Consider the following 26,050-nt stretch of genomic DNA (forward strand, 5'->3'; position numbering starts at 1 on the left):
CCCCCGCGCCGGCGCTCGCGGCGGGCCGGTCCGGGCCGCGCGGCCCGCGGCTACCCGGCGACGCCGAGGGCCGCGACGGCGCAGGAGTTCTGCACCGGATCGGGGTCGTTGACCTTCCACCGGGACGAGATCAGGACGCTCGCGCCCGCCGGGGTGCGCAGCTCGAGCTGCCCGTTGTTGGGCAGCTGGGCCACGAGCGGCCCGGCGCCGTACGGGACGGCGGCGTCGGTCGACGCCTCGCGCGTGACGACCGTGCCGCCCGGGGCCTGGAGCGTGACGGTGCGCTGCCCCGTCGGGCCGGCCTGGCAGACGAGGTCGAGGCGGCCGACGCCGGGGACGTCGACGGCCGCGGCGTCGTGGCCGGGCGCGGAGGCGTCGCCGCGCCAGACGACCTGGGCGGCGGCCGGCGGGGGCGCGACGCCGTCGCCGGTGGCGGCCAGCACCGTCGCCTCGACGTGGCAGCGCGAGCCGGTGCCGCCCGGGAACGCCCACGCCCAGGTCACCCGCACGGCGACCGGCGCCGCCAGGTCGGTCGGCGCGCCCGACCCGATCGGCCCGCGGTCGCTCACGAGCGCGATGAACTCGCCGGTGGACGTGCCCTCGGGCGGCGAGAACTTGTTCAGCCCCTCCGTGAAGTCCGGGCCGGTGTTGCCGGCGTGCAGCGCCTCGCGCAGCGCCTTCTCGCGGCCGCCGCCCCAGTCCTTGTACGTCCAGGTCATCATCGCGACCTCGCGGCGCAGGTCGGTCGGGAAGACGCGCAGGCCCTGCGCGTCCGTGCGGCAGAGGAGCTCGGCGTGCCCGATGCCGGGCAGGACCGCGCCGACGACGTCGCGTCCCGTCGAGCTGCCGCCGCTCCAGTCCAGGACCGCGCGCTGACGCGACGGCGTCGGCGTGGCCGCGTCCGGGCCTGCCGACGACGCGCTCAGGCGAAGCGTCTGGGTGCTCGTCGCGCGGGCCGAGCGGCCGCCGGCCGTCCCGGAGACGACCGCGCGGTACGTGCCCGCGGTCAGGCGGCCGCTGGCCCGCAGCGCGACCTCGGTCCGCGTGCGCAGGCTCCCGACGGCCGCCGAGGCGACCGTGCGGCCGTCGCCGTCGACGAGCTTCACCCGGACGCCGCGCGTCGGGCGGCCCGCCACCGAGCGCAGCAGCACGCGCACGACCGTGGCGGCGCCCTCCGTCGTCTGGCCGCGCAGCGTCGCGCGGACGGGCAGCGACGGGCGGTCCATCGCCCAGCGGCGGGTGGCCGCGACCCGGCCACAGCCGGCGGCCCGGCCCGTCGCCCGCACCCGGTAGGTGCCGGCCGTCGGCGCGCGGCGCACGTGCAGCGTCACGGGCGTGCGCGCGCCCGACAGCCGCCGCGCGGTGCCCGTGGCGTACGTCCGGCCGCCACGCGAGACGGTCACGCGGACCCCGGTGACGGCGCGACCGCCCCGGCGGCGCACGGTCGCGACCGGCGCGTCCAGCAGGGCCGTCGGGTCGCGGGTGTCGAGGGTCGCCGACAGCACCGCGCCGCAGCCCGCCGCCGCGGCCGGCGTCGGGGCCGCCGCGGCCGGAAGGGTCGCGAGCGCGCCTGCACCGAGCAGGACGACGCCGCGGGAGAGCCATGAGCGCAACGAGGCCACAGGGAAGTATCGGCAGACGGACCCCGATCTCGCGCCACCGGGCCGTTTCGGGCGTACAGCTGGCCGAGTGTACGACCCACACGGCGCCGCGATGCGCCGATGTTCGACGCCGGCACACCGATCGCCCGGCCGATCGTCGAGCGGGGTCGGGCCGCGTCAGGACGGCCCGCGCGGCGGCGTACGACGAGGTGAACGACCTCCCCCTCCGCCCGCCGCCCCGTCCCCGACCGGCCCGCCCACATGCGCACGACCCCACGCCCCCGGCACGCCCTGCACCCGCTCCTCCTCGGCGCCCTGCGCCCGCTGCTCCGCTACTCCTACACCCGCGAGGCGTACGTGCTGCGCGTCGTCGGCAACCAGCGGGGGCCCGTCTTCGTCCGCCGCCGCGGCGCCGAGTGACCGCCGGGCGGGCGCCAGGCCGCCCGGCCGCCCGGCGGGCCGCGGGCCTGGCCGAACGTTCGAACGACGGAGGATCGGGCCTCGCAGACGGGGGATCCACGCCCGGATCGGCGGGCCGCCCGCCCGACGACGTGCACACCGTCCACATCGGCGCTATACAGCGCTTCACGGCGCCGGGCGTACGGCGCACATCCCCCACCGTTTCCGAAGGACCCCATGCCTCACCGTCTCGTCGTCCGCGCCGTGCTTCCAGCGCTCGCGGGCGCCGCCGCCCTGACCTCGACCGCCGCGGCCGCCCCGCCCACGGTCCTGCCCACCCCCGAAGAGGCGCGGACGTTCGCGACCACGAACGGCGGATGGACGAGCGCCGTCGACTACGGCGGGCTCGCCTGCATCCCCGGCGTCACCTGCCCCACCGCCACGCCGAGCTACCGCTCGACCGGCGGCTTCGGCGGCGCCGCGGACGGCCACCTGCGCGACACGTTCGGCACCCTCCTCGGCGTCCTGGGGACCACGACGATCACGTGGACCTCCCCGTCGTTCGCCGCGCCGTCCGGCACCGACGTGGCGAGCCTGTCGGTGAAGGTCCGCCCGCAGATCGCGTCCCTCCTGGCCATCGGCAGCGTCCGCCTGACGCGGCGCCTGGTCGACGTGAACGACCCGGCGTCCTCCACCGCGCTGCCGGACGTGTCGCTGTCGGCGGCGTCGGCGTCCTTCGGCACGCAGACCGTCGTCGTCCCGCCCTCCGCCCTGGTCGCCGGGCGCACCTACCGCCTGGCGCTCGGCGTGGCGGTGACCACCAACGTGTCCGCGGTCACGAGCGGCAACGTGGACCTGGACGACGTCGCCCTCACCCTGGAGTCGCTCGCCGGCCCGCGCGACCTGACGGCCAGCGTGCCTGCCACCGGCCCGCTGCGCGTGACCGGCTCGGTCGACGCCCACGGGCTCGACACGAGCGTCACCGTCGAGTACGGGACGACGACGAGCTACGGCGCCACGACGACCGCCGTGCAGCTGCCCGGCAGCACGACCGGCCCCCAGCCGTTCTCGGTGCCGCTCACCGGGCTGCAGCCCGGGCAGACCTACCACTACCGCGTGCGCGCCGAGAACGCCGAGGGGCCCGTCACCACCGCGGACGCCACCTTCGTCGCCCCGTCGCCCCCGTCCACCGCCGCGCCGACGATCTCCGGCGCCGGCAACGCCCGGACCCGCACGGTGACGTTCAGCCGCGCCTCCGACGTGACCGACGCCGTCGTCGAGCTGCTCGACGCCGGCGGCGCCGTGCAGCAGAGCTGGCCGGACGCGGGGAACGACGGCACCGAGGTCATCACGCTGCCCGACGCCGACGGGACGTACGACGTGCGCGTGCGCCGGACGACGAACCGCGCCCTGGAGTCGACGAGCGCCGTGGCGCAGGCGACGCTCGACCGGACCGGGCCCGACACGTCCGGCCTGGAGCTCGCGGTCACGCCCGTGGCGTCGCCGGAGATCGCCCGCACGGTCACGCTGAACCGCCCGTCCGACGCCACCACGGTGACCGCGCAGGTGCTCGACGCCGACGGCGCCCCCGTCGGCGCCGCGACGACGGTGACGGGCGGCAGCGCCCAGGTGCAGCTCGGGTCCACCGACGGCACCTACCGGGTGCGCGTGACGCTGACCGACGCGGCCGGCAACGACTCCGTCGTGACGAGCCCGGCGCTGACCCTCGACCGGCAGGCCCCCGACGCCGGGCCGGCGCCGACGATCACCGGCGACGGCAACGCCCGCGGGCGCACCGTGACCTTCACCCGCGACGCGTCGGCCACCGACGTGGCGCTCGAGGTCCTCGGCGCCGACGGCACCGTGCTCGACACCGTGGCGGTGCCCTCGGGCGACAGCGGCGAGATCACCCTGCCGGACGCCGACGGCGCCTACGCGGTGCGGGTGCGGCAGGCCGACGCCGCCGGCAACGTCGACCGCAGCCCGACCGCGCCGGCCGTCCTGGACCGCGTCGCCCCGCAGCCCGGCCCCGCGCCGACCGTCACCGGCGACCAGAACGGCCGCACCCGCTCCGTCGCGTTCACCCGCGCCTCCGACGCCGCCACCGTGGCGGTCGAGATCCGGGACGCCGACGACCGGCTCGTCGACAGCGTCGCGGTGCCGTCCGGCGACCGCGCCGACGTGACGCTCCCCGACGTCGACGGCACCTACACCGTGCGCGTGCGGCAGACCGACGCCGCCGGCAACGACGCGCGCACGCCCGGCACGGACGTCGTGCTCGACCGCCAGGCTCCCGATCCCGGCCCCGCGCCGACCGTCGACGGGTCCGCCACCGGCCGCGAGCGGACCGTGCGCTTCGTGCGCGACCCCTCCGCGACGACGGTGACCGTCGAGCTGCTCGACGCCGACGGCGGACTCCTCGACGCGATCGCCGTGCCCAGCGGCGACGAGGCCGACGTCACGCTGCCCGACCGCGACGGCGCCTACGGGATCCGCGTCCGGCAGGTCGACGCTGCGGGCAACGTCGCGCGCACGCCGACCGCCGAGGTCGTCCTGGACCGCGAGGCCCCGGACCCGGGCCCCGCGCCGACCGTCCCGAGCGGCACCGACGGCACCGCGCCGTTCACGGTCTCCTTCGTCCGCGATCCGAGCGCCGCCGAGGTGCGGGTCGAGGTGCTCGACGCGAGCGGCACCGTCGTGGCCACCGTCCCCGTCCCCTCGGGCGACACCGCCACGGTCACCCTGCCCGCCGCGGCCGGCGCCTACACGATCCGCGTGGTGCAGGTCGACGCCGCCGGCAACAGCGCCGTCACGGCCGCGACCACGGTCGAGCGCCGCGTCGCGGGGCCGGAGACCCCGGCGACGCCGCAGACGCCGACGACGCCGCAGGGCACGACGCCGACGACGCCGGCCGACCCGCCGCGCAGCGTCCTGGACGCCGCGGAGTGCCCCCGTCCCACGACCGCCGTGACGACCGTCGCGCGCGCCGGCGGACGCATCGTCGTGCGCGGGTACTCGTCGAGCCCCCGCGGGACGAAGCTCGCGGTGATCGACGGACGCAACCGCCGCGTCGGCACGGCCGTCGTCGGCGCTGACGGCCGCTTCGGCATCCGCGTGGCGCCGACGGCGAAGCTGCGCCGCAACGACGTGCGCTACCGCGTCGTCGACCGGGGGCGCAGCTCGATCGGCGTCCAGCTGCACCGCGCCAACGCGCTCACCGCCGTCCGACGCTCCGGCGGGACGGTCACCCTGCGGGGCCGCGTGGACCTGCGGCGCATCGGGCGCGCGCGCTCCATCCTGGCGTTCGGCGGCGCCGGCGCGTGCCCCGACCCGCGCGGCACGCTGCGGCCCGTCGGGCGCGCCCGCATCGACGCCAAGGGCCGCTACCGCCTGACGGTGCGCGCCGAGGCGACCGGACGCCTGCTGGTCGGCACCCGCGTGCGCGGCAGCCGCGCCTCGGCCCGCAGCGCCTACGTGGTCCGCTGACCGGCGCCGGGGGCGGGCCGCCGCCCGCCCCCGCCCGCCGGCTCCTCCCCCGGCGGCCCCTCGGCGGCGACGGTGGCCCGCTGCCGCCGAGGGGCCGCCGGGGGCGCGGAACGCAACGTCCGTGCAGCGTTGGCGCGCCACATCGCCCGTTCGGCGGGCCCGCGCCCGCCGCGACGCTCTGTGCGCTCGCGCACCCATGTAGGTTCGAGGTCGAGGCCGCGCCCACCGCGCGTCGCCGCCCTTCCCCGCCCCGATCTCGACGGAGGACCCCGAGATGAGCACCGAGACCCCGAGGACCCTGACGGAGGACGGCGTCGAAGCCCGCCTGAGCGAGCTGCTCGGCCAGGAGCGCTTCACGCCGCCGGCCCCGTTCGCCGCGCAGGCCGAGATCACGGACCCCGAGCTGCGCGCCCGCGCGGCCGCCGATCCCGTCGCCTACTGGGAGGAGCAGGCCCGCCAGCTGCGCTGGAGCCAGGAGTGGACGACGGCCCTGAACGAGGACGACGCCCCCTTCTACCGCTGGTTCGAGGGCGGCCGGATCAACGTCTCGGACAACTGCCTGGACCGCCACGTCGAGGCCGGCCGCGGCGACCGGGTCGCCTACCACTGGCACGGCGAGGAGGGCGAGACGCGCGACGTCACGTACGCCGAGCTGCTGGACCAGACCGCCCGCTTCGCCGGCGCGCTGCGGCAGCTCGGGGTGCAGCAGGGCGACGTCGTCGGGATCTACCTGCCGATGATCCCCGAGGTCGTCGTCGCGATGCTCGCGTGCACCCGCATCGGCGCGGTGCACAACGTCGTCTTCGGCGGCTTCTCGGCCGGGTCGGTCGCCGAGCGCATGGAGGTCTCGGGCGCGAAGGTGCTCGTCACCGCCGACGGCTCGCGCCGCAAGGGCAAGACCACGGCCGTCAAGCCCGAGGTCGACCGCACCATGGGCCAGCTCGACGGCCTGGAGAAGATCGTCGTCGTCCGCCACGCCGGCCTGGACGACACCCCGATGACCGACGGGCGCGACGTCTTCTTCGACGAGGTCGTCGCCGCGGCGGAGCCGGTCGATCCGGAGCCGCTCGACGCCGAGGCGCCGATGTTCATCCTGTACTCCTCCGGCTCGACGGCGAAGCCGAAGGGGATCCAGCACACGACCGGCGGCTACCTGACCGGCGTGACGACGACGCTGCGCCAGGTCTTCGACCTGCAGGACGACGACGTCTACTGGTGCTCGGCCGACGTCGGCTGGATCACCGGCCACTCCTACATCGTCTACGGCCCGCTCGCGAACGGCGTCACCTCGGTGATGTACGAGGGCGCCCCGGACTACCCGCACCAGGGCATCTGGTGGGAGCTGATCGCCAAGCGCGGCGTGACGAAGTTCTACACCGCTCCGACGGCGATCCGGGCGGCCATGAAGTGGGGAGTGGAGCACGTCGCGCCGCACGACCTGTCGTCGCTCAAGCTGCTCGGGTCGGTCGGCGAGCCGATCAACCCGAAGGCCTGGCTCTGGTACTGGCACGTCGTCGGCGGTGAGCGCTGCCCCGTCGTCGACACGTGGTGGCAGACGGAGACGGGCGCGATGATGATCACGACGCTGCCGGGCGTCGACGACGCGAAGCCCGGGTCGGCCGGCACGCCGCTGCCCGGCATCGACGTGCAGGTGCTCGACGCCGAGACCGGCGAGCGCGTGACCGAAGGGGAGGGCCTGCTGGCCATCCCCCGCCCGTGGCCGTCGATGCTGCGCACGCTGTACCAGGACCCCGACCGCTACGTGTCGACGTACTGGTCCCGCTTCGGCGAGACGACGTACTTCGTCGGCGACTCGGCCCGCATCGACGCGGACGGCTACATCTGGGTCATCGGGCGCGTCGACGACGTCATCAACGTCTCCGGCCACCGCCTGTCGACCGCGGAGGTCGAGTCCGCGATCGTCGCCCACCCCCACGTCGCCGAGGCCGCCGTCGTGGCGAAGGCCGACGACCTGACCGGCCAGGCGATCGTCGCCTACGTGACGCTGAACGGCGACACGGAGGGCTCCGACCGGATCGAGGCCGAGGTCAACCAGCACATCGCGGACCGCATCGGCAAGCTCGCCCGCCCCAAGCGGATCGTCTGGACGAGCGACCTGCCGAAGACCCGCTCGGGCAAGATCATGCGCCGCCTGCTGCGCGACATCGCCGAGGAGCGCGACCTGGGCGACGTCACCACGCTCGCCGACCCGAGCGTCGTCACCACCCTGCAGGACCGCTGGGGCGCCGGCGCCTGAGCCGCCGCCGGTCGGGGCGCACGACGGCGTCCCGACCGGCCCGCCGCGCGGCCGGCCGGCAACGGCCCGCCCGCCGCGGGCCGCGCTCGGCGCCGGGCCGTAGGATCGCCCCACGCCCGTGCCCGCCGTCGCGCTCATCGGCGCCCTCTGCGCCCTGGTCCTCCTGCTGCCCGTCCGGGTGTGGCTGCAACGCCGCTGGACCGGCGGCACCGGCATCGTGCTCGCGCGCGCCGCCCCCGGCCCCCCGCGGCGTGCGGCCGCGCTGCTGGGCGGCGGCACGCTCCTCGTCGGGCTGGGCCCCGGGCTGCACCTGCTCGGCGTGGCGTGGGACTGGACGCCCGGGGACGTCGTCGTCACCCGCCTGGTCGGCGCGGCGCTGCTGGCCTGCGGGACCGGCTGGGCGTTCTGGGCGCAGCTCGTCATGCGGGACGCCTGGCGGGTGGGCCAGGACGAGGCCGAGCGGCTGCCGCTCGTCACGACCGGCCCGTTCGCCCGCGCCCGCCATCCGATCTACGGCGGGATGGTGGCGATCGGCCTGGGCGTGACCCTGCTGGACCCGACGTACCCCGGGCTGCTCGGCGTGCTGGCGCTGGGCGCCGGCGCGGCCGTCCAGGCGCTGCGCGTGGAGGAGCCGCACCTGCGGGACCGGCACGGGCTGGAGTACCACGCATGGGCGCGCCGCACCGGGCGATTCCTCCCGCCGATCGAACGGTCGTCCAGAGACGCCCCGCGCGGGCGATCGACGCTGTAGACGATTTGCTTTCCCACTGGCGGTAGCGTTTCTGCTCCGACGGGTACATCATCCACATCGTGCCGGAGGCGCGCCGGGGGACCGGGCGCCTGCCGCGAGGAGCATCCGCGGCACCCGGCCCCACGTCCCCGTCCTGAGTCGACGCGTCCGTTCGGAGCCCGTGCCGCCGGCCTCCGACGGCCCGGCCCGACCGAGCCTCCCGAGCGAAGCGAGCCCATCATGTCCGCACCGTCCCCCTGCCGTGCGATCCCCGTCTCGACCACCGTCCCCCTGGGGCGCCGTCGACGCGCGCCGCACGCACCGGACGGCGTCGCGACCACCTCGCGGGGGCGCCTGCGCAGCCTGGCGCCCCTGCCGCTCGCCGACCGGGACGGCCACGCGGGCGTGTCCGTCGTGGTCGCCGACGACAACGAGCGCTTCCGCGAAGGCCTCGTCCGCAGCATCGACACGGACCCCGACGTGCACGTCGTCGGGCAGGCCGGCGACGGCGCCAGCGCGCTCGAGCTCCTGGTGCGCACCCGACCCGACGTGGCGGTCGTCGACGCGCGGATGCCCGTGCTGGGCGGGATCGAGCTCGCACGCGCGGTCGCTCAGGTCCCGCTGCTCGAACGGACCCAGGTGGTGCTGCTCAGCGCGACGCTCGACCGGCGCGTGACCGCGGAGGCCGACGACGCCGGCGTGGCGCTCTGCCTGGACAAGGGGCTCTCGCGCCGCGACATCCGCGAGGCCGTGGTGGCGCTCGCCGGCGAGAACGGCAGGCCGTGATCCCGGCGGAGGGCGCGGCGCCGCGCGGGGGGCGCTCCCTCGGCGCGACGGACGAGGTCGGCCGCTGGCTCTCCGCCGCGGCCGCCCGTCGCGAGCGCTGCCTGCACGTCGTCGTGCGCGGCGTCGTCGCGGTGGCCGTCGCCGCCGTCGCGGTGTCGCTCGCCGGCCTGACCGCCACGACGGCGCCTCTCCTCGTCGCCGGCGCCGCCTACGTCGCGGGCACCTCCGCCCTGCTGTGGCGGCGCGCCCTGCCCGGGACCGGCACGCCGGTCCGGCGCACGGAGGCCCTCGAAGCGCTCGGGGACGTCGTCGCGATCACGGCGGTCGCCGCCGTCGTCGGCCCCGACCGCCCCGAGCCGCTGCTCTTCCTCTGCGCCGTGCCCGTCGGCTACTGCCTGCGGCTGTCGGCACCGGGCGTCGCCGCGCTGAGCGTCGCCTGCCTGGCCGGCGCCCTCGCGTGCTGGGCCGCCGCCCTCCTGGCCGGCGACGCGCCGGCCGACAACGGCGCGGTCCTGCTCGTGGCCTTCGGGCTGGGCTGGTGCGGGCTGATCTCGACCCTCGTCGCCGCCGAGCGGCAGGGCCGCGCCGAGCGCATCGGCGAGCTGGCGGACACGGCCCACGGGCTGTTGGGCCAGGCGATGGCGGCCGAGGAGCAGGAGCGCCGGCGCGTGGCGGACCTGCTGCACGACGACGTGCTGCAGACGCTGCTGGCGACGCGGCAGGACGTCGTCGAGGCGATGGACGGCAGCGTCGAGCTGCTGCCCACCGCGGCCCAGGGCCTGGACGCCGTGACGGGGCGCCTGCGCGAGACGGTCCGCGTGCTGCGCGGCGGCGCCGAGGCCCCGGAGACGGTCGGGGACGGCATCGAGCGGCTGCTCGAGGACGCCGCCGACCGCGCCCGGTTCCACGTCGCCGTCGAGCTCGACCGCCGCACCGCCCGCCTGGAGCACCCCGTCCTGCTGTCCGTCGTCCGCGACCTCGTCCGCGCCGCCGAGCGGACGAGCGCGCCCTCGCGCGTGTCGGTCGCCGGCCGCACGACCCAGGGCCGCACCGTCCTCGTCCTGACCCACGACGACCGGCGTCCCGCGCTGGGCGTGCCCGTCCCCGCCGCCGCCGGCGACGACGTCGTCCGCGCGGCGGCCGACCGGGCCCGCGCCCTCGGCGGGTCGCTCGTCGCGACCGTCGCCGACGACGGCGAGCGCACGGTCCGCATCTCCCTCCCCGCCGCCACGGACGCCGACCCGGCGCCCGCCCCCCTGGCTCGCGATCACGGATGACCACCCCGAAGAGGCACCCACCATGTCCGACTCGCCCAGCCTGCCGTCCGATCCGCGGGAGCTCGAGGCCGCGCTCCAGCGCGTCGCCCAGCTCGTCGCCGCCAACGAGCGCGACGTCCGTCGCCGCCAGCGCGCCCTGCAGCTGGCCCTGGAGGAGCGCGCCGCCGAGCTCGACGACATCGCCCGCGGCCTGAGCGCGGCCGCGGCGCAGATCGCCCGCGAGCGCGACCGCCTGCAGTCCTTGCCGCCGATCGTCGCCGAGCCCGCCGGGCCGGCGGCCGCCCCCGCCGACGCGGCGATCCCCGCCGTCCCGTCGACGCCGTCGCCGGCCGGAGGCGCCCCCGCCCCGTCCGCGGCGACGGCCGCCCCGGCGCCCGCCCCCTCGGAGCCGGGGCCCGGCACGCCGGCCCGCGACGCCGCGTCCTGGGGCGGGCTCGACGGCACGCCGCGGGACGGGCACGACAGCGGCGACGGCGGCGGTGCGCCGGCCCACGGCGGATCCCCGCGCCCGGACGGCGCCGACGCGGCTCCCGCCGGGCCGGACGCGGAGGACGCCGGCCCGTCCGCGGACGCGGACGGCGCCGACGGGGGCGACGGCCCGCGGTCGTCCGCCCCGCCGGAGGACGGCGCGGCGGACGAGATGCCGGTCGTCGCGGAGAGCGCGGACGGCGTGCCCGCCTCCGACCCGCCGGAGAAGCTGGACGGGGCCCGTGTCGTCGCGCTGTCGATGGCGGCGGGCGGCTCGTCCCGGGAGGAGGTCGACGCGTACGTGCGCGACGAGCTCGGCATCGCCGACCGCCAGGCGCTGCTGGACTACGTCTTCGGCACGTCGACGCCGGCGTCCGTCGTCCCCAGCTGGCCGCCCCGCCGCCGCTGGCGCGGCGCCCGCTAGGGCGACGGGCGCCACCGAGCCGCGCTCAGCGCCCGACGCGGCGCCCGCGGGTCACGGCGTAGCCCACCGACAGGAGCAGGGCGGCGAGGGCGCCGACGAGCGCGAGGACGACGAAGGACGACGACGCCGCGCGGGTGACGGCCGAGGGCCGCGCGTCGTCGAGTCCGCCGCGGAGCACGCCGCCGGCGCCCGTCTCGCCGTAGCCGACGCCCGTGGGGCCGTCCGGGTCGCCACCCGGATCCGGCTCGCACGGCGGCGCGAGCGCGGCCCCGACGCCCGTCTCGCCGTAGCCGGCGCCGGTGGGCCCGTCGGGATCGGCCGTCGCGCTGGCCCCGCCCGTCCCGTCCGGAGCGTCGTCCGCGGCGCCGCCGGGACCGGCCGGGTCCAGGACGCCGCCCGCCCCCGTCTCGCCGTAGCCCGTCGCCGTCGGGCCGTCCGGGTCGCCGCACGCGGGGTCGAGCACGCCGCCCACGCCCGTCTCGCCGTAGCCGGCGCCGGTCGGGCCGTCGGGGTCGCCGCCGTCCGCCGCCCGGCCGCGGACGCCGCCCGCCCGGGCGGCCGCCGCGGCGCCGTCGCCGGCCCCGCCGTCGGCCGTCGCGCCGTCCGCCTCGCGCCCGGGGTCCGCCGCCCGCGTGCCCCCGGCATCCGGGTCGCGGGCAGCGCCGGCGCCATCCGCGTCCCCGCGCGCCGCAGCCCGGCCGCCGGCCGCGTCGTCGGCGCCGGCCGTCTCGCCCCCGGCGCCCGGGCGGGCGTCGTCACGTCGGTCGCGGGAGGCGCCGGCCGCCGCGCCGCCGCCCACGATCGGCGCGCCGGAGCCCCCCGGCTCCGGCGCACCGGTGCCGGCCGCTCCCTCGCCGTCCTCCGACGTCTCCCCCAACGCGATGCTGCGGTCGGACGGCCTGCCGGCCGGCACCGGGTCCCCCGACCCGCCGCCAGCCGCCTGCCAGACCGCCGTGATCGCGAGCAGCGTGAGGATGAGGAGCGCGGCGGCGGCCAGGGCGACGGCGCCGCCGCCAGGGGCGGCGGGCCGCCGGCTCACGACCGCGCCCGGGTCGACGCGGGATTCGGGACGAGCACGGATCCAGGCACCCGGCCATCGTGCCGCCGGCGGACGCCCGCACCCATCCGGCCGTCGGGCGGTGTGCCGGGGGACCGGGGAGCGACGAGCGGCGGACCCGGCGCTCCCCCGGTCGGACGACCGCGGCTACTCGAGCAGCCGGCGCCGCATCGCGACGGCGACGGCCGCGGCGCGCTCGGACACGCCGAGCTTGTCGTACACGTTCTGCGTGTGGGTCTTGACCGTGGCGGCGCCGATCTGCAGCTCCCGCGCGATCGCGGGGCCCGACAGGCCCTCCGCGATCAGCCGCAGGACCTGGCGCTCGCGGGCGGAGAGGACCGGCGCGTCGTCCTGCACGCGTCCGCGGACCTCCTGCGTCAGGGCGGACTGCGCCTCGGGCCCCAGGACCGTCCCGCCCCGGTGGACCGTCACGATCGCGTCGCCGATCTCGCGGCGGTCGGCCGCCTTCGACAGGTAGCCGTCGACGCCGGCCTGCACCGCCTCGTAGACCGTCGCGCTCTCGCTCTCGCCCGTCAGCAGGACCACGCGGGTGCGCAGCCCGTCGCGGCGCACGGCGTGCAGGACGTCCAGGCCGGTCATGAGGGGCAGGCGCACGTCGACGACGGCGACGTCGGGATCCTGCTCGCGGACCAGGCGCAACGCCTCGGCACCGTCCTCGGCCCGGCCCACCACGTCCACGTCGGGGCGACGCTCCAGCGCGCCCGCGATGCCTTCGAGGTACAGCGGGTGGTCGTCCGCGAGGACCACCGTGATCGGGCCGGCCATGAACGGCTCAGGATAGCGGCGACAACGGGCCGTGTTCAGCGTACGAACGTCCACGGACCGCGGTCATGTGTACGGCGGCGCGCTACAACATCCGTGTGAGTGCCAGCCCCGTGTCCGTGGACGCACCCGCGGATCCGGCCCCCGGTCCGCCGCTCGTCGCCCCGCCGCAGGACGCGGCGGAGCACACGCCGCAGGCGGGCGCGCGACTGGGGTCCGTCGCCGCGCGCGCCACCGGGGCGCTGGTGACGGCGATCGTCGTCGGGATGCGTGGTCCGGTGGACGGCGAGCTGGTGGTCGTCGGCGTGATCGCCGCCCTCTGGCTCGTCGCGACGGCGGCGTGGATGCACCGACGGGGGCTGGGTCGGTGCCCCGGCGGGCTGGTCGCGCTCGTCGACCTGGGGCTGCTCTTCGCCGTCGTGGGGCTGTCCGGCGGCAGCGCGTCGCCGGCCGCCGTCGTGCTCTGGCTCGCCCCCCTGGCGTGGGCGCTCGTGTACGGCCCCTACGGCGTAGCGGTGCTCACGGGGATCGCGGCCGCCGGGTACGTCGCGCTGTGGGCCGTCGACGGGGATCCCGGCGCGTCGGCCGACGTCTCGTCGCTCGAGGCGTTCCTCGGCGTGCTCGTCGGCAGCGGCGTGCTGTCGCTCATGACCGTCCACCTGCGGACCCAGGCCGCCGCCCGCACCGGCGAGCTGCTGCGGGTGCGCGCGGCGCTGCGGCGCGAGCTGGGCCGCGTGGAGCGCGAGCACCGGGCGCACACGTCACGGACGATCCACGACGGTCCGCTGCAGCTCTTCATCGCCGCGCGCCAGGACCTGGACGAGCACCGGGAGGGGGATCCCGAGGCGCTGCGGTACGCGCTGGAGGAGCTGCAGGACGGCATCGCAGCCCTGCGGGCGATCGTGAGCGACCTGCACGAGGACGGCGAGGCCGTCGACACGGTCCGGGAGCGCCTGGACGCCGTCGTCGACCGACACCGGCGCCGGGGGCGCTTCGCCGTCGCTCTCGACCTGGACCCGAGCGTCGGCGACGACGACGACCCGCTCGTCGTCGACACCGTCTCCGAGCTGCTGCGCAACGCCGCCAAGCACGCCGCCCCGACGCACGTCGACGTCCGCGTGCACTCCACCGCGGACGGAGCGACGACCGTCGTCGAGGTGCGCGACGACGGCCGCGGGATGGACGTCGCGGACCGCCAGGCCGCCGAGCGGGGCGGGCACGTCGGCCTGCGGTCGATGGACCGCCGGGTGCGCGCGGTCGGCGGGCGCTGGCAGATCCGCAGCGCGCCGGGCCGAGGCACCCACGTGCGCCTGGAGCTGCCCCGCTGACTCAGCCGCTCGTCGGGCGCAGCTTGGGGGCGAACGCGGCCGCCAGCGCCGCCTCGACGGCGTCGGGGTCGACGCGCTCGCCGCGCTCCGCGGCGCGCAGCACCACGCCGACCACGGGCTGCCGCGGGTTCAACGACCGGGCCCGCCGCAGCGCCGTCGTCGCCGCGCCGCGGCGGCCCTCGGCCAGCGCGGCCAGGCCCAGCTCCAGGTGCGCGAACCAGTCCTGCGGCGCGCGGTCGACGGCCCGCCGCACGTCGCGGCGCCACGCTCCCGCGTCGCCGGCGCGACGCAGGACGATGCCGCGCCGCAGCGGCGCGTCGGCGTCGAAGGGGTCCAGCCGCGCCGCCCGGTCCAGGTCGCGCGCCGCGGCGGCGGGGTCCGTCGCCGCCCGCGCCGTGCCGCGTTCCGTGAGCGCCGCGGAGAGCGCGAGCGTGCCCAGCGCCGCCGCGACGACGACGGCCGCGAGGCCCGCCCCCACCGCGGCGACCCGACCGGCGGCCGTGGCCGGCCGGCGGACGCGCGGCGGGCCGCCCGGCACCCGGTCGACGAAGGGCACCGTCGTCTCGGGCCGCCCCGCCGCGCCGGCGTCGTCCGTCGCGCGCGCCGCCGCGGCCAGCAGCACGAGCGCCGGCAGCGTCACGGCCGGGAAGGCCCACGTCCAGTCGACGAGCGCCTGCAGCCCCCACACCGCCACGCCCGCGGCGGCCGCCGCCATCCCGGCGACGGTGTCCGGCCGCATGCGTCGTCGGCGCCGGTGCGCGAGCGCCGCCGGGACGCCGAGGGCGGCCGCCCACAGGAGCGCGCCGACCGCGCCCAGCCCGGCCAGCACCCCGAGCGGGAAGGAGTGCGCGTAGCGGGGCGCCTCGTCGCTGCGCCGCGCCCGCAGGTACGCCGGGCCGAAGTCCTCCGCGCCGGTGCCGCCGACGGGGTGCGCGCGGAAGACGTCCCAGGCCACGCGGTACATGTCGCCGCGGTTCGAGCCGAGCGCGCCCGTCAGCCGGCTGCCGGTCGCCGGCACGTCGCCGTACCCGCCGTGGACGGCGTCGTCGACGCGGTCGCGAGCCCAGGCCACCGGGTGCCCGACGGTCGCCGTGCCGACGGCGAGGACGAGGACGAGCGCCGCGGCCGTCGCCGCCGTCCCCGTCCGCGGGGCGGTCAGGCGTCGGCGGGCCCGGCCGGGCAGCGCGGCCACCGCCGCGGTCCAGGCGCCGGACGCGACGACGAGCGCCAGGGTGCCGGCCGTCGCGTGCGCCGCGGCCCGACCGACCCGGACCGCCAGCGCGTCCGCGTCGGCGGCGCCGCGCACGTCGAGGAGCGCCGGCGCCGTCGCGATCAGGACGGCCAGGAGCGCCCCGAGCGCGAGCAGGATCCCGCCGCGCCGCGGGCTGAGGAGGAGCAGCAGGGCCGCGGCCCCGGCGCCGGCGAGCAGCGCGGCGCGGCTCTGGGCCAGCAGCGCGACCTGGGCGAGCAGGCCGGCCGCCGCGAGCGCTGCGGCGCGGGCCGCCGGGGCGCGCACCCCGCCCGCCGCCAGGTGCAGCGCCGGCGGGACCGCGAGCAGCAGGAAGCCCGCCGTCGCGTTCGCGTAGCCCAGCGGCGCGACCAGGCGGCCGTCGACCACGAGCGACGACGGATCCGCGGCCGTGACGGCGCGCAGCAGCACGGCGGCGGCCACCGCGCTCGCGCCGGCCACGAGCACGACGAGCAGCCGGCGGACGGACGCCGCGGGCCAGCGCGGCCGCAGGGCGAGGCCGAGCACCGCGACGTACAGGACCGTCCGCCCCGTCGCGTCGAGGGCGCGCCCCGGCGTGTCCGCCCAGGCCACGGACGCCGCGGACCACGCGACGAGCGCGATCCCCGCCGCGGTCACGAGGCGCGTCGCCCGGGATCCGCCCCCGCGGACGAGCGCGTGGGCGGCGACCGCGGCGCAGACCGCGACCGCGCCGGCCGGCCCCCAGCGGCTCGCGTCGAACCCGCCCTCGAGCCACGCCAGCACCGCCGCGACGACCAGCGCGGCGCCGGTCGCCCAGCGCAGGCCCTGCTCCGCCGTCGCGGGCCACGGCACCCCGGCGAGGGTGGCCGCGGGGCGGCGGCGCGTCACGCCCGGGCGGGCCGGCGGCGCCGGCGGCGCGCGGGCACCTCGACCGCGTCGTGGTACCGCGAGGCGGGCGCCTCGACGCCGGCGACGACCCAGCCCGTGGCCGTCGTGCCCGCCCGCTCGAGCAGCCCCGCCATCGTGTCGAGCGCGCGGCGGTCCGTCGCGCCGGGCCGGCCGACGAGCAGGACGTCGTCCGCGTGCTCGAGCAGCGGCAGCGCGTCGCCCACCTCGCCGAGCGGGGCGGTGTCGACGAGGACGTAGTCGGCCAGGCCGCGGGCCTCCTCCAGCAGGTCGGCCATCCGCCGCGAGAGCGTGGGCAGCAGCGCGGCGTCGCCCGCGGCGGCCGCGACCGGCACGACGCGCAGCGGGGCCAGCAGCGGGGCGGGCCGCATCACCGCGGCGACGCCGGCGCCGCCCGTGAGCGCCCCGATGACCTCGGGCGCCGGTGGCAGGCCGAGCGCGGCGGAGAGCCGCGGGGCCCGCAGGTCGAAGTCGACGACGATCACGCGGTGCCCGGCGCCGACGAGGGCGAACGCGAGGTTGAGGACGGTGCTCGTCTTGCCGTCGCCGGCGCTCGCGCTCGTCACGAGGAGCACCCGGCCGTGGTCGGCCTCGCCCCGCAGGTCGAGTTGGATCTGCAGGGTGCGGAACGCCTCGCGCGACGCCGGGTCGGTGTCGATCCGCGCCCCGCCGCGCGGCGGGCCGGGCACGCCGGCGAGCACGGGCACCGGCACGCGGCCCAGCAGCTCCGCCCGGTCGCGCACGCGCCGGTCGCCGCGTTCGAGCAGCACCGCGCCGATCGTGCCGAGGACGAGCCCGACGAGCGCGGCGGCGGCCAGGACGAGGGGCGCGGCGGGGCCCTCGGGCGCGGTCGGCACCGGCGCGGCCTGCGACACGGCGACGGTCGGATCGCCCTGCTCCCGCAGCGCCTGCAGCCCCTGGCGCGTGGCCTCCGCCTCGTCCCCCGCCCGGCCCGCGACGGCCCGCAGCGCCGTCTGCGCCTGCGCCCGGACCTCGGCGCTGCGTCCGGCGACCGCCGCCCGGGCGTACGCGTTGGCCAGGTCCGCGGCCATGCGCGGGTCGCTCGCCGTCGCGGCCACCGCCACGATGCTGCTGCCGCCGACGGGCTGCAGGGCGACGTCGCGCTCGACCTGCGCCGCGGTGGTGCCGCGGCCGACGGCCCGGGCGGCGTCCGCGGCGGCGCGAGTCGACGTCAGCAGCGCCGTGGCCGTCTGCAGGTCGCGCTCGCCGTCGTTGGACTCGCGCAGCAGCCGCACGCCGGCCAGGCCGGCGTCGCCGGTCGGGAAGGGGGTCACGAGGATCTGCGCCTCGGCGCGGTAGACCGCCGTGCGCTGGCTGAGCACCCCCGCGGCCACGGCGACCGCCACGGCCGCGAGCGCGACGACGAGCCACAGCCGGCGGCGGACGGCCCCGAGGAGGGGCCAGAGGGCGCCCTCGTCGTCGGGGGTGGGGGCGCGGGCGTCGGGGTCGATCGGCATCGTGCGGGGCGGCGGCGGTCGGCGGCGGGGGCCGCCGGAGCGCTCGACCGAGGGGCGACCTTACACGTCCGCGGACGGCGCGCAACCCCCGATGGAGACTGGGATTTCGGGCTGTCTGAGGCCCCTCGTCCGATCGTCGGACGGTCCCTCGACCGAACGGGGGAGGCCGTCCCCCGCCACCGCGGACGGCCGCCGGGGGACGCCCGCCGCGCCGTCCGGCGGTGGCGCGGCTCGCACGCTCGATCACCCCGTGGGCCGATGGCCGTGGCGGCGCCCGACGCGCAGGATCCGCAGCGTGCTCACGTCGCCCGACCGGAACGCCCCCGTCCCGCGCGTCCCGGTCCGGGCCCGGCGGAGCGCCGCGCTGCCGTCGCTCGCCCGCCGCGGGGTCGTCCCGCTCGCGGCCGGCGCGGCGGTCGCCGCGACGGCCGACGCCCGCACCGCGCTCGCCGCCGCGGCGGCCGTCCTGGTGGCCGGCGAGCTCGACGGCCGTCGGCCACCGGCGATCGCGACGCTGCCCCTGGCGCGCTTCGCCGTCACCGTCGCGCACGTCGCGCTCGCGGTCCTGGCCGTCGCGGCGGTGGGCGTGCTCGGCGGCGGGGCGCCGCCCGCGCCCGTCGGGCTGGCGACGGGGGCGGCCGTCGCGCTCGTCGGCCTGCTCGCCGCCCACGCCCTCGAGCGGCGCGCGGGCGTCACGCGCGTGCTCGTGCTCGGCACCGCCGCGGAGGCCCGCGACCTGAACCGCACGATCGTCGAGGTCGGCGCCCACCGCTTCCGCGTCGTCGCGACGACGGCCGCGCTGTCGGGGCTCGACGCCGCGCTCCGGGCCTCGCGCGCCGAGCTCGTCGTCTTCACCGACCACGTCGCCCGTCCCGCCGTCCTGGGACACGTCGCGGCCGCGCTGCGCAGCCACCCCGTGCGGGCGATGCACCAGGACGCCTTCTGCGAGATGGCGCTGGGCGTCGTGCCGCTCGCGTCCGTCGACGCGGCCTGGCTCGCCGGGCTGGCCGACCCGTCCCTGCGGCCGCGCGGCGCCGCGCTCAGCCGCCTCGTCGACGTGCTCGTCAGCGCCCTGCTGCTCGTGCTCCTCGCGCCGCTCCTGCTGCTGCTCGCGGTCCTCGTCGCCGCCGACCGCAGCGGCGGGGTGCTCTTCCGGCAGCAGCGCGTCGGGCGCGGCGGGCGGCCGTTCACCATCCTCAAGCTGCGCACGATGCGGGGCACCGGCGCCGACTGGTCCGCGCCCGACGACCCCCGCGTCACCCGCGTGGGCGCCCTGCTGCGCAAGACGCACGTCGACGAGCTGCCCCAGCTCCTCAACGTCCTGCGCGGCGACATGAGCCTCGTCGGCCCGCGGCCCGAGCAGGTGGGCATCGCCACGGCGCTCGAGGACGAGATCCCCCTCTTCCCGTACCGCCACACCGTGCGGCCGGGGATCACGGGCTGGGCCCGCGTGCGCTGCGGCTACGCCCGGACGGCCGAGGAGAGCGCGCTGAAGCTCGGCAACGACCTCTTCTACATCAAGCACCGCTCGCCCGTGCTCGACCTGGCGATCGTGCTGGAGACGCTGCGCCTGACGCTGTTCGAGAAGCAGTTCGAGGTGCGCGCCCCGGCCGCGAAGTACGTCCTGGGCCCGCGGCGCCCCGCCGTCGTCCAGGACTTCCCCGTCGACGCGCCGGCCCCGGCCGAGCGCGCGCCCGTCCACCCCGCCCCGACCGTCGCCGTCGGCTGACCCGCGACGCCCGCACCGGAGACCCCATGATCCACCTGGACCCCCGCGGCTTCGCCGCCGCCTACGACCGCACGCCGCTGCGCGTCGTCCACGACGTCGCCGACGAGCCGCTGCTGGGCATCGACGCCCTCGTGGCGCTCGCCGAGACGCACCCCGACGCGCTCGTCGAGCACAACCTCGGCGCCGTGCCCGTCGAGCTGCCGGGCGGCGAGGCGCCGCGGCTGGGCCGCACCGGCGCGCAGGTCCTCGCCGAGATCACGCAGAACGGCTCGTGGCTCGTGCTGAAGAACGTCGAGGCCGATCCGCGCTACCGCGCGCTCCTGGGCCGCCTGCTCGACGGGGTCGACCCGCACGTCCCGGGCGGCGAGGACACCCGGCTGCTGCGCGAGGCGTTCGTCTTCGTCTCCGCCCCCGGCGCCGTCACCCCCGCGCACGTCGACCCCGAGCACAACTTCTTGCTGCAGGTGCGGGGGACGAAGACGATGCACGTCGGGGCGTTCGAGGACGACGAGACGCGCGCCCGCGAGCTCGAGCGCTTCCATTCCGGCAGCCACCGCAACATCTCGCGGATCCCCGACGGGCTCGACGCCGTGGCGCTGGCGCCCGGCCAGGGCGTGTACGTGCCGCCCGACGCGCCGCACTGGGTGCAGAACGGCGACGACGTGTCCGTCTCGCTGTCGATCACGTGGCGCACGCCGACGACGAGCCGGCGCGGCCGGCTGTGGGCCGCCAACCACCGGCTGCGCCAGCGGGGGAAGACGCCCGCGCTGCCCGGCGCGTCGCGGCTGGAGGACGCCCGCAAGCTGGCCGGCGCCCGCGCGCTGCAGGTGCGCGAGCGGGTGCTGGCCGGGCGCGGCTAGCCCGCGCCGCCGACGGCCGCGACGAAGCGGTCGACGAGCTGCGCGGCGGCGCGGCCGGCGTCGTGGTGGCGCTCGACGTGGCGGCGCGCGGCGCGGCGCATCGCGTCCAGCGCCGCGTCGTCGGCGTCCAGGACCCGCACGAGCGCGTCGGCCAGCGCGCCCGCGTCGGCCGGCGGCGCCAGCGCGCCCGTCTCGCCGTCGCGCACCAGGTCGGGGACGCCGGCCACCGCCGTCGCGACGAGGGCGACGCCGCAGGCCGCGCCCTCGACGAGGGTGGTCGGCAGCCCCTCCGTATCGCCGTCCGCCTGCACGACCGACGGCTGCACGAGCACGTCCGCGGCCCGCAGCCGCCGCAGCACCTCGGCGGCGGGCTGCGGCCCGGCGAAGGTCACGCGCCCGTCCAGGCCGGCGGCGCGCGCCTGCGCCTCGACGGCCCCGCGCAGCGGCCCCGCGCCGACGAGCTCGAGCCGGACGTCCGCCAGGCGCGAGTCCGTCGCGAGCGCGTCGAGCAGGTAGCGGTGGCCCTTGTACGCCTTGAAGCTCGAGACCATCAGCAGCCGCGGCGGCCGCGAGCGGTCGCGGGGCGGCGGCGCGTAGGCGTGCTCGCCCAGGTCGAGGCCCATGCCGATCACCGGCAGCCGCCGCGGGTCGGCGCCGTGCCGGGCCAGGAACGCGCGGTGGAAGGTGGAGATCGCGACGACGAACGCCGCGTCCCGCAGCCGCGTCCGCAGCCCGTGGCGGTGGACGAAGATGTCGTGGGCGTGCGGCGTGACGCTGTAGGTCGCGCCCGTCAGGCGGTGCACCGTCCACGCGGCGAGCGCCGGCATCGCGGCGAAGTGCGCGTGCACGTGCTGGATCCCCGCCCGGCGCACGTGCCGCGCCTGGGCGAAGCCGACCGCGGTCGTGACGAGCGCCTTGGCGAGCACCCGCGGATCGCGGCGGTGGTCGCGGGCCACCCGGGCGACGGTGGCCGCGGACCGCACCGGCCGCCGGAGCGCCCACCACGCCGCCGCCCCCGCGACCGCGGCCACGCCGGGCCGGTGCCGGCGGGCCAGCCACGGCTCCGCGGCCGGCTGCGTCGTCGCGTCGAGCGGCGGGAAGAGCGACATGAGGGACAGCTCCACGCGTCCGTCGGCGTCGACGGCCTGCAGCTCGCGCAGCACGAACGTCTCCGTCAGCGACGGGAAGCGCGAGACGAGGTAGCCCACCCGGGGACGGCCCGGGCGCGGCGGCGGGGTCCGCTGCGGCACGCCCGGCAGCGTACGCGGCCGCCGACGGCTCGACCGGCGCGGCCGGCGCGGTCCGCCGATCGGGGGAGCGCACGATCCGCCCGCCCCGCCGACGGTCCGGGGGGCGGCCGCTCCCCGCCCGGCCCGCCCGATCGCCCGATGGGCGCGCCGCGGGCCGCCGGGCAGCATCCGCCGCATGCTGCAGCTCGACCGCCCGCGGACGCCCCTCGCGCCCCCGGCCGCCCCGGTCCGCCCGGCGCGGCGTCCGGCGGGCGGCGCCCCGGGGTCCCCCGCGGGCGTGGAGCCGCCGTCCGTGGCCCCCGCGCGGCCGACGGTCGACGTCAGCGTCCTGATCCCCGTGCTCGACGAGGAGGCGCACCTGCCGCGCTGCGTCCCCGCGATGCTCGCCCAGGACCTGGACGGGACGTTCGAGCTGCTGTTCGTCGACGGCGGGTCGCGGGACCGCACCGTCCCGCTGCTGCTCGAGCTGCAGGCCCGCGACCCGCGGATCCGCGTCCTGCGCAACCCGCGCCGCACCACCGCGCACGGGCTGAACGTCGCCCTGCGCGCCGCCCGCGGCCGCCACGTCGCGCGGATGGACGCCCACACGGAGTACCCGGCGAGCTACCTGCGCGACGGCGTGGAGCGCCTGGCCCGCGGCGACGTCGACTGGGTCGCCGGCCCGCAGGTGCCGACCGGCCACGGCTACTGGTCGTCCGTCGTCGCCCGCGCGCTCGGCGGCGGCCTGGGCCGCGGCGCGTCCGACAAGTGGCGCGCCGCGGACGCCGCGGCGCCCGAGGAGTGGCCGCTGACCACGAGCGTCTTCACCGGGATGTGGCGCCGCGACACGCTCGACGCCCTCGGCGGCTGGGACGGCGACTGGCCCGTGAACCAGGACTCCGAGATGGCGGCGCGCGTGCTGGCGCGCGGCGGGCGGATCGTCTGCCGCCGCGAGATGGGCGCGGCGTACGCGCCGCGGGACTCCCTGCGCCGCCTGGCCCGCCAGTACTGGCGCTACGGCCGCTTCCGCGCCCGCACGTTCGCCCGCCACCCGCGCTCGTGCGGCCCCGCCCGTCTGGCCGCGGCGGCGCTGCCGGCGGCGCTGGCCGCCGCGGCGCTGCCGGGCCCGCTCGGCGTCGCCGGTCGCGCGGCGGCCGCGGTCTACGCCCTCGCGGTCGTGCTGCAGGTGGTCCGCCTGCGCCCGCGCCCGCGCGACGCGGCGCCGCTCGCCGCGGCGCTCGTGACGATGCACCTGGCGTGGGGCGCCGGCTTCCTCGCCTCGGCCGTCGTCGCGCTGCCGCGGCGCCGGCGGCTGCGCGCCGCCCTCCCCCGCCCCCTGCTGCGCCCCGCCGCATGACGGCCGGCCCGCTGCGCGTGCGCGCGCTGCCGTCCGGTCCGGACGGCCGCCCGACGGCCGAGGCGCTCGCGCGCGCCGCGGCCGCATGGGCGACGATCGAGGCGGCCCGCCCGACGCTGCCCGTCTCCCGCACCTGGGCGTGGACGCGCGCCTGGCTGACGCACTTCGGCCCGCGGATCGCGCACGAGCTGCTGGTCGTCGAGGACGCGGCGGGCGCGGTGCGCGGCGCCACGCTGCTCACCCGCGGCGTGCGGCGCTACGGCCCGCTCCCCGTGCGGCGCCTGCACGTCGGCACCGGCGGCGAGCCCGGCGCGGAGCGGCTGTGCCCCGAAGCGAACCTGCCCGCGGCGCGGCCCGGCGACGACGCGGCCGTGCTGGCGGCGGTCGTCGCCGCCGCGCGCGCCCGCCGCGGCTGGGACGAGCTGCGCGTGGAGCGCGCCGACGCGGCCGCGCTCGCGCCGACCGTCGACGCGTGGCCGGCCGCCCGGGTCGCGGTCGAGACGATGCCCGCGTACGAGTACCGGCTGCACGCGCTGGCGGACGACCAGGACGTGCCGGGCGGCCTGCGCGGCGGCCCGCGGCGCCGGGTGCGGACCAGCCTGCGGGCGATGGAGGCCCGCGGCCCGCTGACGCTCGAGTGGGCCACCGACGCGACCGCCGCGCGCGGCGTGCTGGAGGACCTGATCGCCCTGCACCAGGACGCGTGGCGGGCCGCCGGGCGCCCCGGGATCTTCGCCAGCGCCGCGTTCGCCGGCTTCCACCGCGAGCTGGCCCCGCGGCTGGTGAAGGACGGTCGGGCCACCCTGGTCCGCGTGCGCTGCGGGGACGAGACGATCGCCGCGCTCTACGGGTTCCGCGACGGGGAGCGCCTGCGGGCGTACCAGAGCGGCCTGCGGCGCTTCGACGACAACCGGCTGCGTCCCGGCATCGTCGCGCACGTCCTGGCGATGGAGGAGGCGCGCCGCCGCGGCGTCGCCGTGTACGACCACCTCGCCGGGGACGCCCGCTACAAGCGCGAGCTGTCGACCGCCACGACGGAGACCCGCAGCTACGCCCTGCGCCGGCCGCGGCTGCGGCACGCGCTGGTCGACGGCGCGCGCGGCGTGCGGGACCGCCGGGCGGCGCGCGTGCGCCCGCCCGCCGGCGGCGCGCCGGTCGCGGGGACCGCCGCGTGATCCGCCGCGGCCTGCTCTTCACCATGCTGACCGTCGTCGCCAGCCGGGCGATGGTCTTCGTCGCGCTGCTCGTCCTCGCGCGCCTGCTCGTGCCCGAGGAGTTCGGCACGGTCGCGGCCGTCACCACCTTCCTCGCGTTCATCCAGCTCGGCAGCGACCTGGGGATGCAGGCGACGGTGGTCTACGAGCAGGAGGAAGGCACCTCGGCGCGGGTCCACACGGCCTTCACGATGAACCTGGCCCTCGCGGCGGTCGTCACGCTCGTCGGCCTGGCGATCGCCCCGCTCGTCGCCGGCTTCTTCCACGTGGCCGACGCGACGTGGCTCTTCCGCCTGGCGTGCCTGAACCTGCTGCTCTCCGGGCTGGGCAACATCCACGACGGGCTGCTGCTGCGCGAGATGCGCTTCGACCGCCGCGTCCGCCCGCAGGTGGCGCAGGGCCTCGTCCAGGGCCTCGCGTCGATCGGGCTGGCGTTCGCCGGCCTGGGCGCCGCCGCGATGGTCGTCGGCTCGCTGCTGGGTACCGCGGCGCGCACGACCGTCCTGTGGCGCATCACCGCGTTCCGCCCCCGGCTGACGTGGCGCCCCGAGATCGTGCGCAGCATGCTCGGGTACGGCGGCGCGACCGCCGGCCTGAGCGTCGTGTCGATCGTCGCCACGCGCGCGGACGCGCTCGTCGTCGGCCGCGCCCTCGGCGACGAGGCGCTCGGGCTGTACACCATGGCGTTCCGCCTGCCCGAGCTGGTCCTGTCGAACGTCGCGTGGACGATCTCGGTCGTCGCCTTCCCCGCGCTCGCGAGGCTGCACCGCGGCGAGGACACCCGCGTGGACGAGACCGCCGCCCGGATGACGGGCTACCTGGCGCTCTACGCGCTGCCGCTCGCCGCCGGCGTCGCCGTCCTGTCCGGGCCGATCGTCGCGACGCTCTTCCCCGAGCGCTGGTCCGCCGCGGCCCCGGTCCTGACCGCCGTCGCGTGCACCGTCGGGCTGAGCACGATCGTCTTCCCGCTCGGCGACGCCGGCAAGGCGTCGGGGAAGACCGCGACGCTGCTGCTCCTCAACGTCGTGCACGTGCCGCTCATGATCGGCGCGATGGCGCTCGCCGCGCCGCTCGGGATCGTGGGCGTCGCGTGGGTCGGCACGGGTGCGACCGTCGCGTTCGTCGCGCTCTTCCTCGTCTGGACCCGCTGGTCCGTCGGCATCCGCCTGGCGCCCGTCGCCCGCGCCCTGCGGCCGGCGGCCGCCGCCACGCTCGGCACCGCCGCCGCCCTCGAGCTGCTGCAGCGCGCGTGGACCGCCGCGCCCGCGCCCGCGCTGCTCGCCGCCGCCGTGCCCGTCGCGCTGGCCGGCGCCCTCGCGGCGATGCGCCTGTTGGCCCCCGGGTCCACGCGCACCGTGGCCGCCGAGCTCGTGGCGCTCGTCCCCCGCCGTCGTCCCCGCGTGCCGGCCACGTGAGCGTCGCCGCTCCCGCCGCGCCCGCCCGTCCGCGCGCCGTCCCCCCACCCCCCGGA

At 78.7% G+C, this 26,050-nt stretch carries 19 protein-coding genes; 13 read left to right on the forward strand and 6 right to left on the reverse strand.

The features are described 5' to 3' along the window. Positions 1-50: 50 nt before the first annotated feature. Complete coding sequence (locus J3P29_RS15195) at positions 51-1,622, reverse strand: hypothetical protein (protein ID WP_210494672.1); 1,572 nt, start codon at positions 1,620-1,622, stop codon at positions 51-53. Between the two features lie 240 nt (positions 1,623-1,862). On the opposite strand from J3P29_RS15195, the gene J3P29_RS15200 reads away from it, so the two are divergent. The 7 genes from J3P29_RS15200 (at position 1,863) to J3P29_RS15230 (ending at position 11,428) form a co-directional block, all read left to right on the forward strand. After that, positions 1,863-2,021 (forward strand): hypothetical protein, encoded by a 159-nt coding sequence (locus tag J3P29_RS15200; RefSeq protein ID WP_210494674.1) that lies wholly within the window; start codon positions 1,863-1,865, stop codon positions 2,019-2,021. A 216-nt stretch (positions 2,022-2,237) separates the two neighbouring features. Then, positions 2,238-5,486 carry an Ig-like domain-containing protein gene (locus tag J3P29_RS15205; protein WP_210494677.1) on the forward strand — a complete coding sequence of 1,083 codons (3,249 nt, stop codon included), beginning with the start codon at positions 2,238-2,240 and terminating at the stop codon, positions 5,484-5,486. A 274-nt stretch (positions 5,487-5,760) separates the two neighbouring features. After that, on the forward strand, positions 5,761-7,743 hold the full coding sequence (gene acs, locus J3P29_RS15210; RefSeq protein WP_210494679.1) for an acetate--CoA ligase: 1,983 nt from the start codon (positions 5,761-5,763) through the stop codon (positions 7,741-7,743). Between the two features lie 118 nt (positions 7,744-7,861). Next, complete coding sequence (locus J3P29_RS20855; RefSeq protein WP_210494681.1) at positions 7,862-8,494, forward strand: isoprenylcysteine carboxylmethyltransferase family protein; 633 nt, start codon at positions 7,862-7,864, stop codon at positions 8,492-8,494. A 219-nt stretch (positions 8,495-8,713) separates the two neighbouring features. Continuing rightward, positions 8,714-9,259: a response regulator transcription factor gene (locus J3P29_RS15220; protein ID WP_210494683.1), complete on the forward strand. Its 546-nt coding sequence runs from the start codon at positions 8,714-8,716 to the stop codon at positions 9,257-9,259. Further along, positions 9,256-10,536 carry a hypothetical protein gene (locus J3P29_RS15225; RefSeq protein ID WP_210494685.1) on the forward strand — a complete coding sequence of 427 codons (1,281 nt, stop codon included), beginning with the start codon at positions 9,256-9,258 and terminating at the stop codon, positions 10,534-10,536. The genes J3P29_RS15220 and J3P29_RS15225 overlap by 4 nt, the downstream gene beginning before the upstream one ends. A 22-nt stretch (positions 10,537-10,558) precedes the next feature. Beyond that, positions 10,559-11,428, forward strand: coding sequence for a hypothetical protein (locus J3P29_RS15230; protein ID WP_210494687.1), 870 nt, complete (start codon positions 10,559-10,561; stop codon positions 11,426-11,428). Positions 11,429-11,453: 25 nt separating this feature from the next. On the opposite strand, the gene J3P29_RS15235 is transcribed toward J3P29_RS15230, so the two are convergent. Continuing rightward, positions 11,454-12,467: a hypothetical protein gene (locus tag J3P29_RS15235; protein WP_210494689.1), complete on the reverse strand. Its 1,014-nt coding sequence runs from the start codon at positions 12,465-12,467 to the stop codon at positions 11,454-11,456. Between the two features lie 165 nt (positions 12,468-12,632). Continuing rightward, positions 12,633-13,271: a response regulator transcription factor gene (locus J3P29_RS15240; RefSeq protein WP_210494691.1), complete on the reverse strand. Its 639-nt coding sequence runs from the start codon at positions 13,269-13,271 to the stop codon at positions 12,633-12,635. A gap of 95 nt (positions 13,272-13,366) precedes the next feature. On the opposite strand from J3P29_RS15240, the gene J3P29_RS20860 reads away from it, so the two are divergent. Continuing rightward, on the forward strand, positions 13,367-14,596 hold the full coding sequence (locus J3P29_RS20860) for an ATP-binding protein (RefSeq protein WP_210494693.1): 1,230 nt from the start codon (positions 13,367-13,369) through the stop codon (positions 14,594-14,596). Between the two features lies 1 nt (position 14,597). On the opposite strand, the gene J3P29_RS15250 is transcribed toward J3P29_RS20860, so the two are convergent. Beyond that, the gene (locus J3P29_RS15250) at positions 14,598-16,658 is read right to left on the reverse strand and encodes an O-antigen ligase family protein (protein ID WP_210494695.1); all 2,061 of its coding nucleotides are present in this window, start codon (positions 16,656-16,658) and stop codon (positions 14,598-14,600) included. A 32-nt stretch (positions 16,659-16,690) separates the two neighbouring features. Continuing rightward, entirely contained in the window at positions 16,691-18,190 is a 1,500-nt protein-coding gene (locus tag J3P29_RS15255; protein WP_210494697.1) for a CpsD/CapB family tyrosine-protein kinase, read from the reverse strand. A 295-nt stretch (positions 18,191-18,485) separates the two neighbouring features. On the opposite strand from J3P29_RS15255, the gene J3P29_RS20865 reads away from it, so the two are divergent. Continuing rightward, positions 18,486-19,919, forward strand: a complete 1,434-nt coding sequence (locus J3P29_RS20865; protein WP_210494698.1) for a sugar transferase — start codon at positions 18,486-18,488, stop codon at positions 19,917-19,919. 26 nt (positions 19,920-19,945) lie between these two features. Continuing rightward, the gene (locus J3P29_RS15265; protein ID WP_210494699.1) at positions 19,946-20,779 is read left to right on the forward strand and encodes a cupin domain-containing protein; all 834 of its coding nucleotides are present in this window, start codon (positions 19,946-19,948) and stop codon (positions 20,777-20,779) included. Here J3P29_RS15265 and J3P29_RS20870 read toward each other — a convergent pair. After that, a complete protein-coding gene (locus tag J3P29_RS20870; protein ID WP_210494700.1) occupies positions 20,776-22,029 on the reverse strand; it encodes a glycosyltransferase in 1,254 nt (417 codons plus the stop codon). The two genes, J3P29_RS15265 and J3P29_RS20870, sit on opposite strands and share 4 nt — an antisense overlap. A gap of 175 nt (positions 22,030-22,204) precedes the next feature. On the opposite strand from J3P29_RS20870, the gene J3P29_RS15275 reads away from it, so the two are divergent. From J3P29_RS15275 to J3P29_RS15285, 3 genes are read left to right on the forward strand one after another with little or no spacing between them, the layout of a single operon-like run. Beyond that, on the forward strand, positions 22,205-23,365 hold the full coding sequence (locus J3P29_RS15275; protein ID WP_210494701.1) for a glycosyltransferase: 1,161 nt from the start codon (positions 22,205-22,207) through the stop codon (positions 23,363-23,365). Continuing rightward, positions 23,362-24,540 carry a GNAT family N-acetyltransferase gene (locus J3P29_RS15280; RefSeq protein ID WP_210494702.1) on the forward strand — a complete coding sequence of 393 codons (1,179 nt, stop codon included), beginning with the start codon at positions 23,362-23,364 and terminating at the stop codon, positions 24,538-24,540. The genes J3P29_RS15275 and J3P29_RS15280 overlap by 4 nt, the downstream gene beginning before the upstream one ends. Continuing rightward, the gene (locus J3P29_RS15285; RefSeq protein ID WP_210494703.1) at positions 24,537-25,994 is read left to right on the forward strand and encodes an oligosaccharide flippase family protein; all 1,458 of its coding nucleotides are present in this window, start codon (positions 24,537-24,539) and stop codon (positions 25,992-25,994) included. The genes J3P29_RS15280 and J3P29_RS15285 overlap by 4 nt, the downstream gene beginning before the upstream one ends. The last annotated feature ends 56 nt before the right edge of the window (positions 25,995-26,050 follow it).

The organism is Patulibacter sp. SYSU D01012 (assembly GCF_017916475.1).
GTDB lineage: Bacteria > Actinomycetota > Thermoleophilia > Solirubrobacterales > Solirubrobacteraceae > Patulibacter.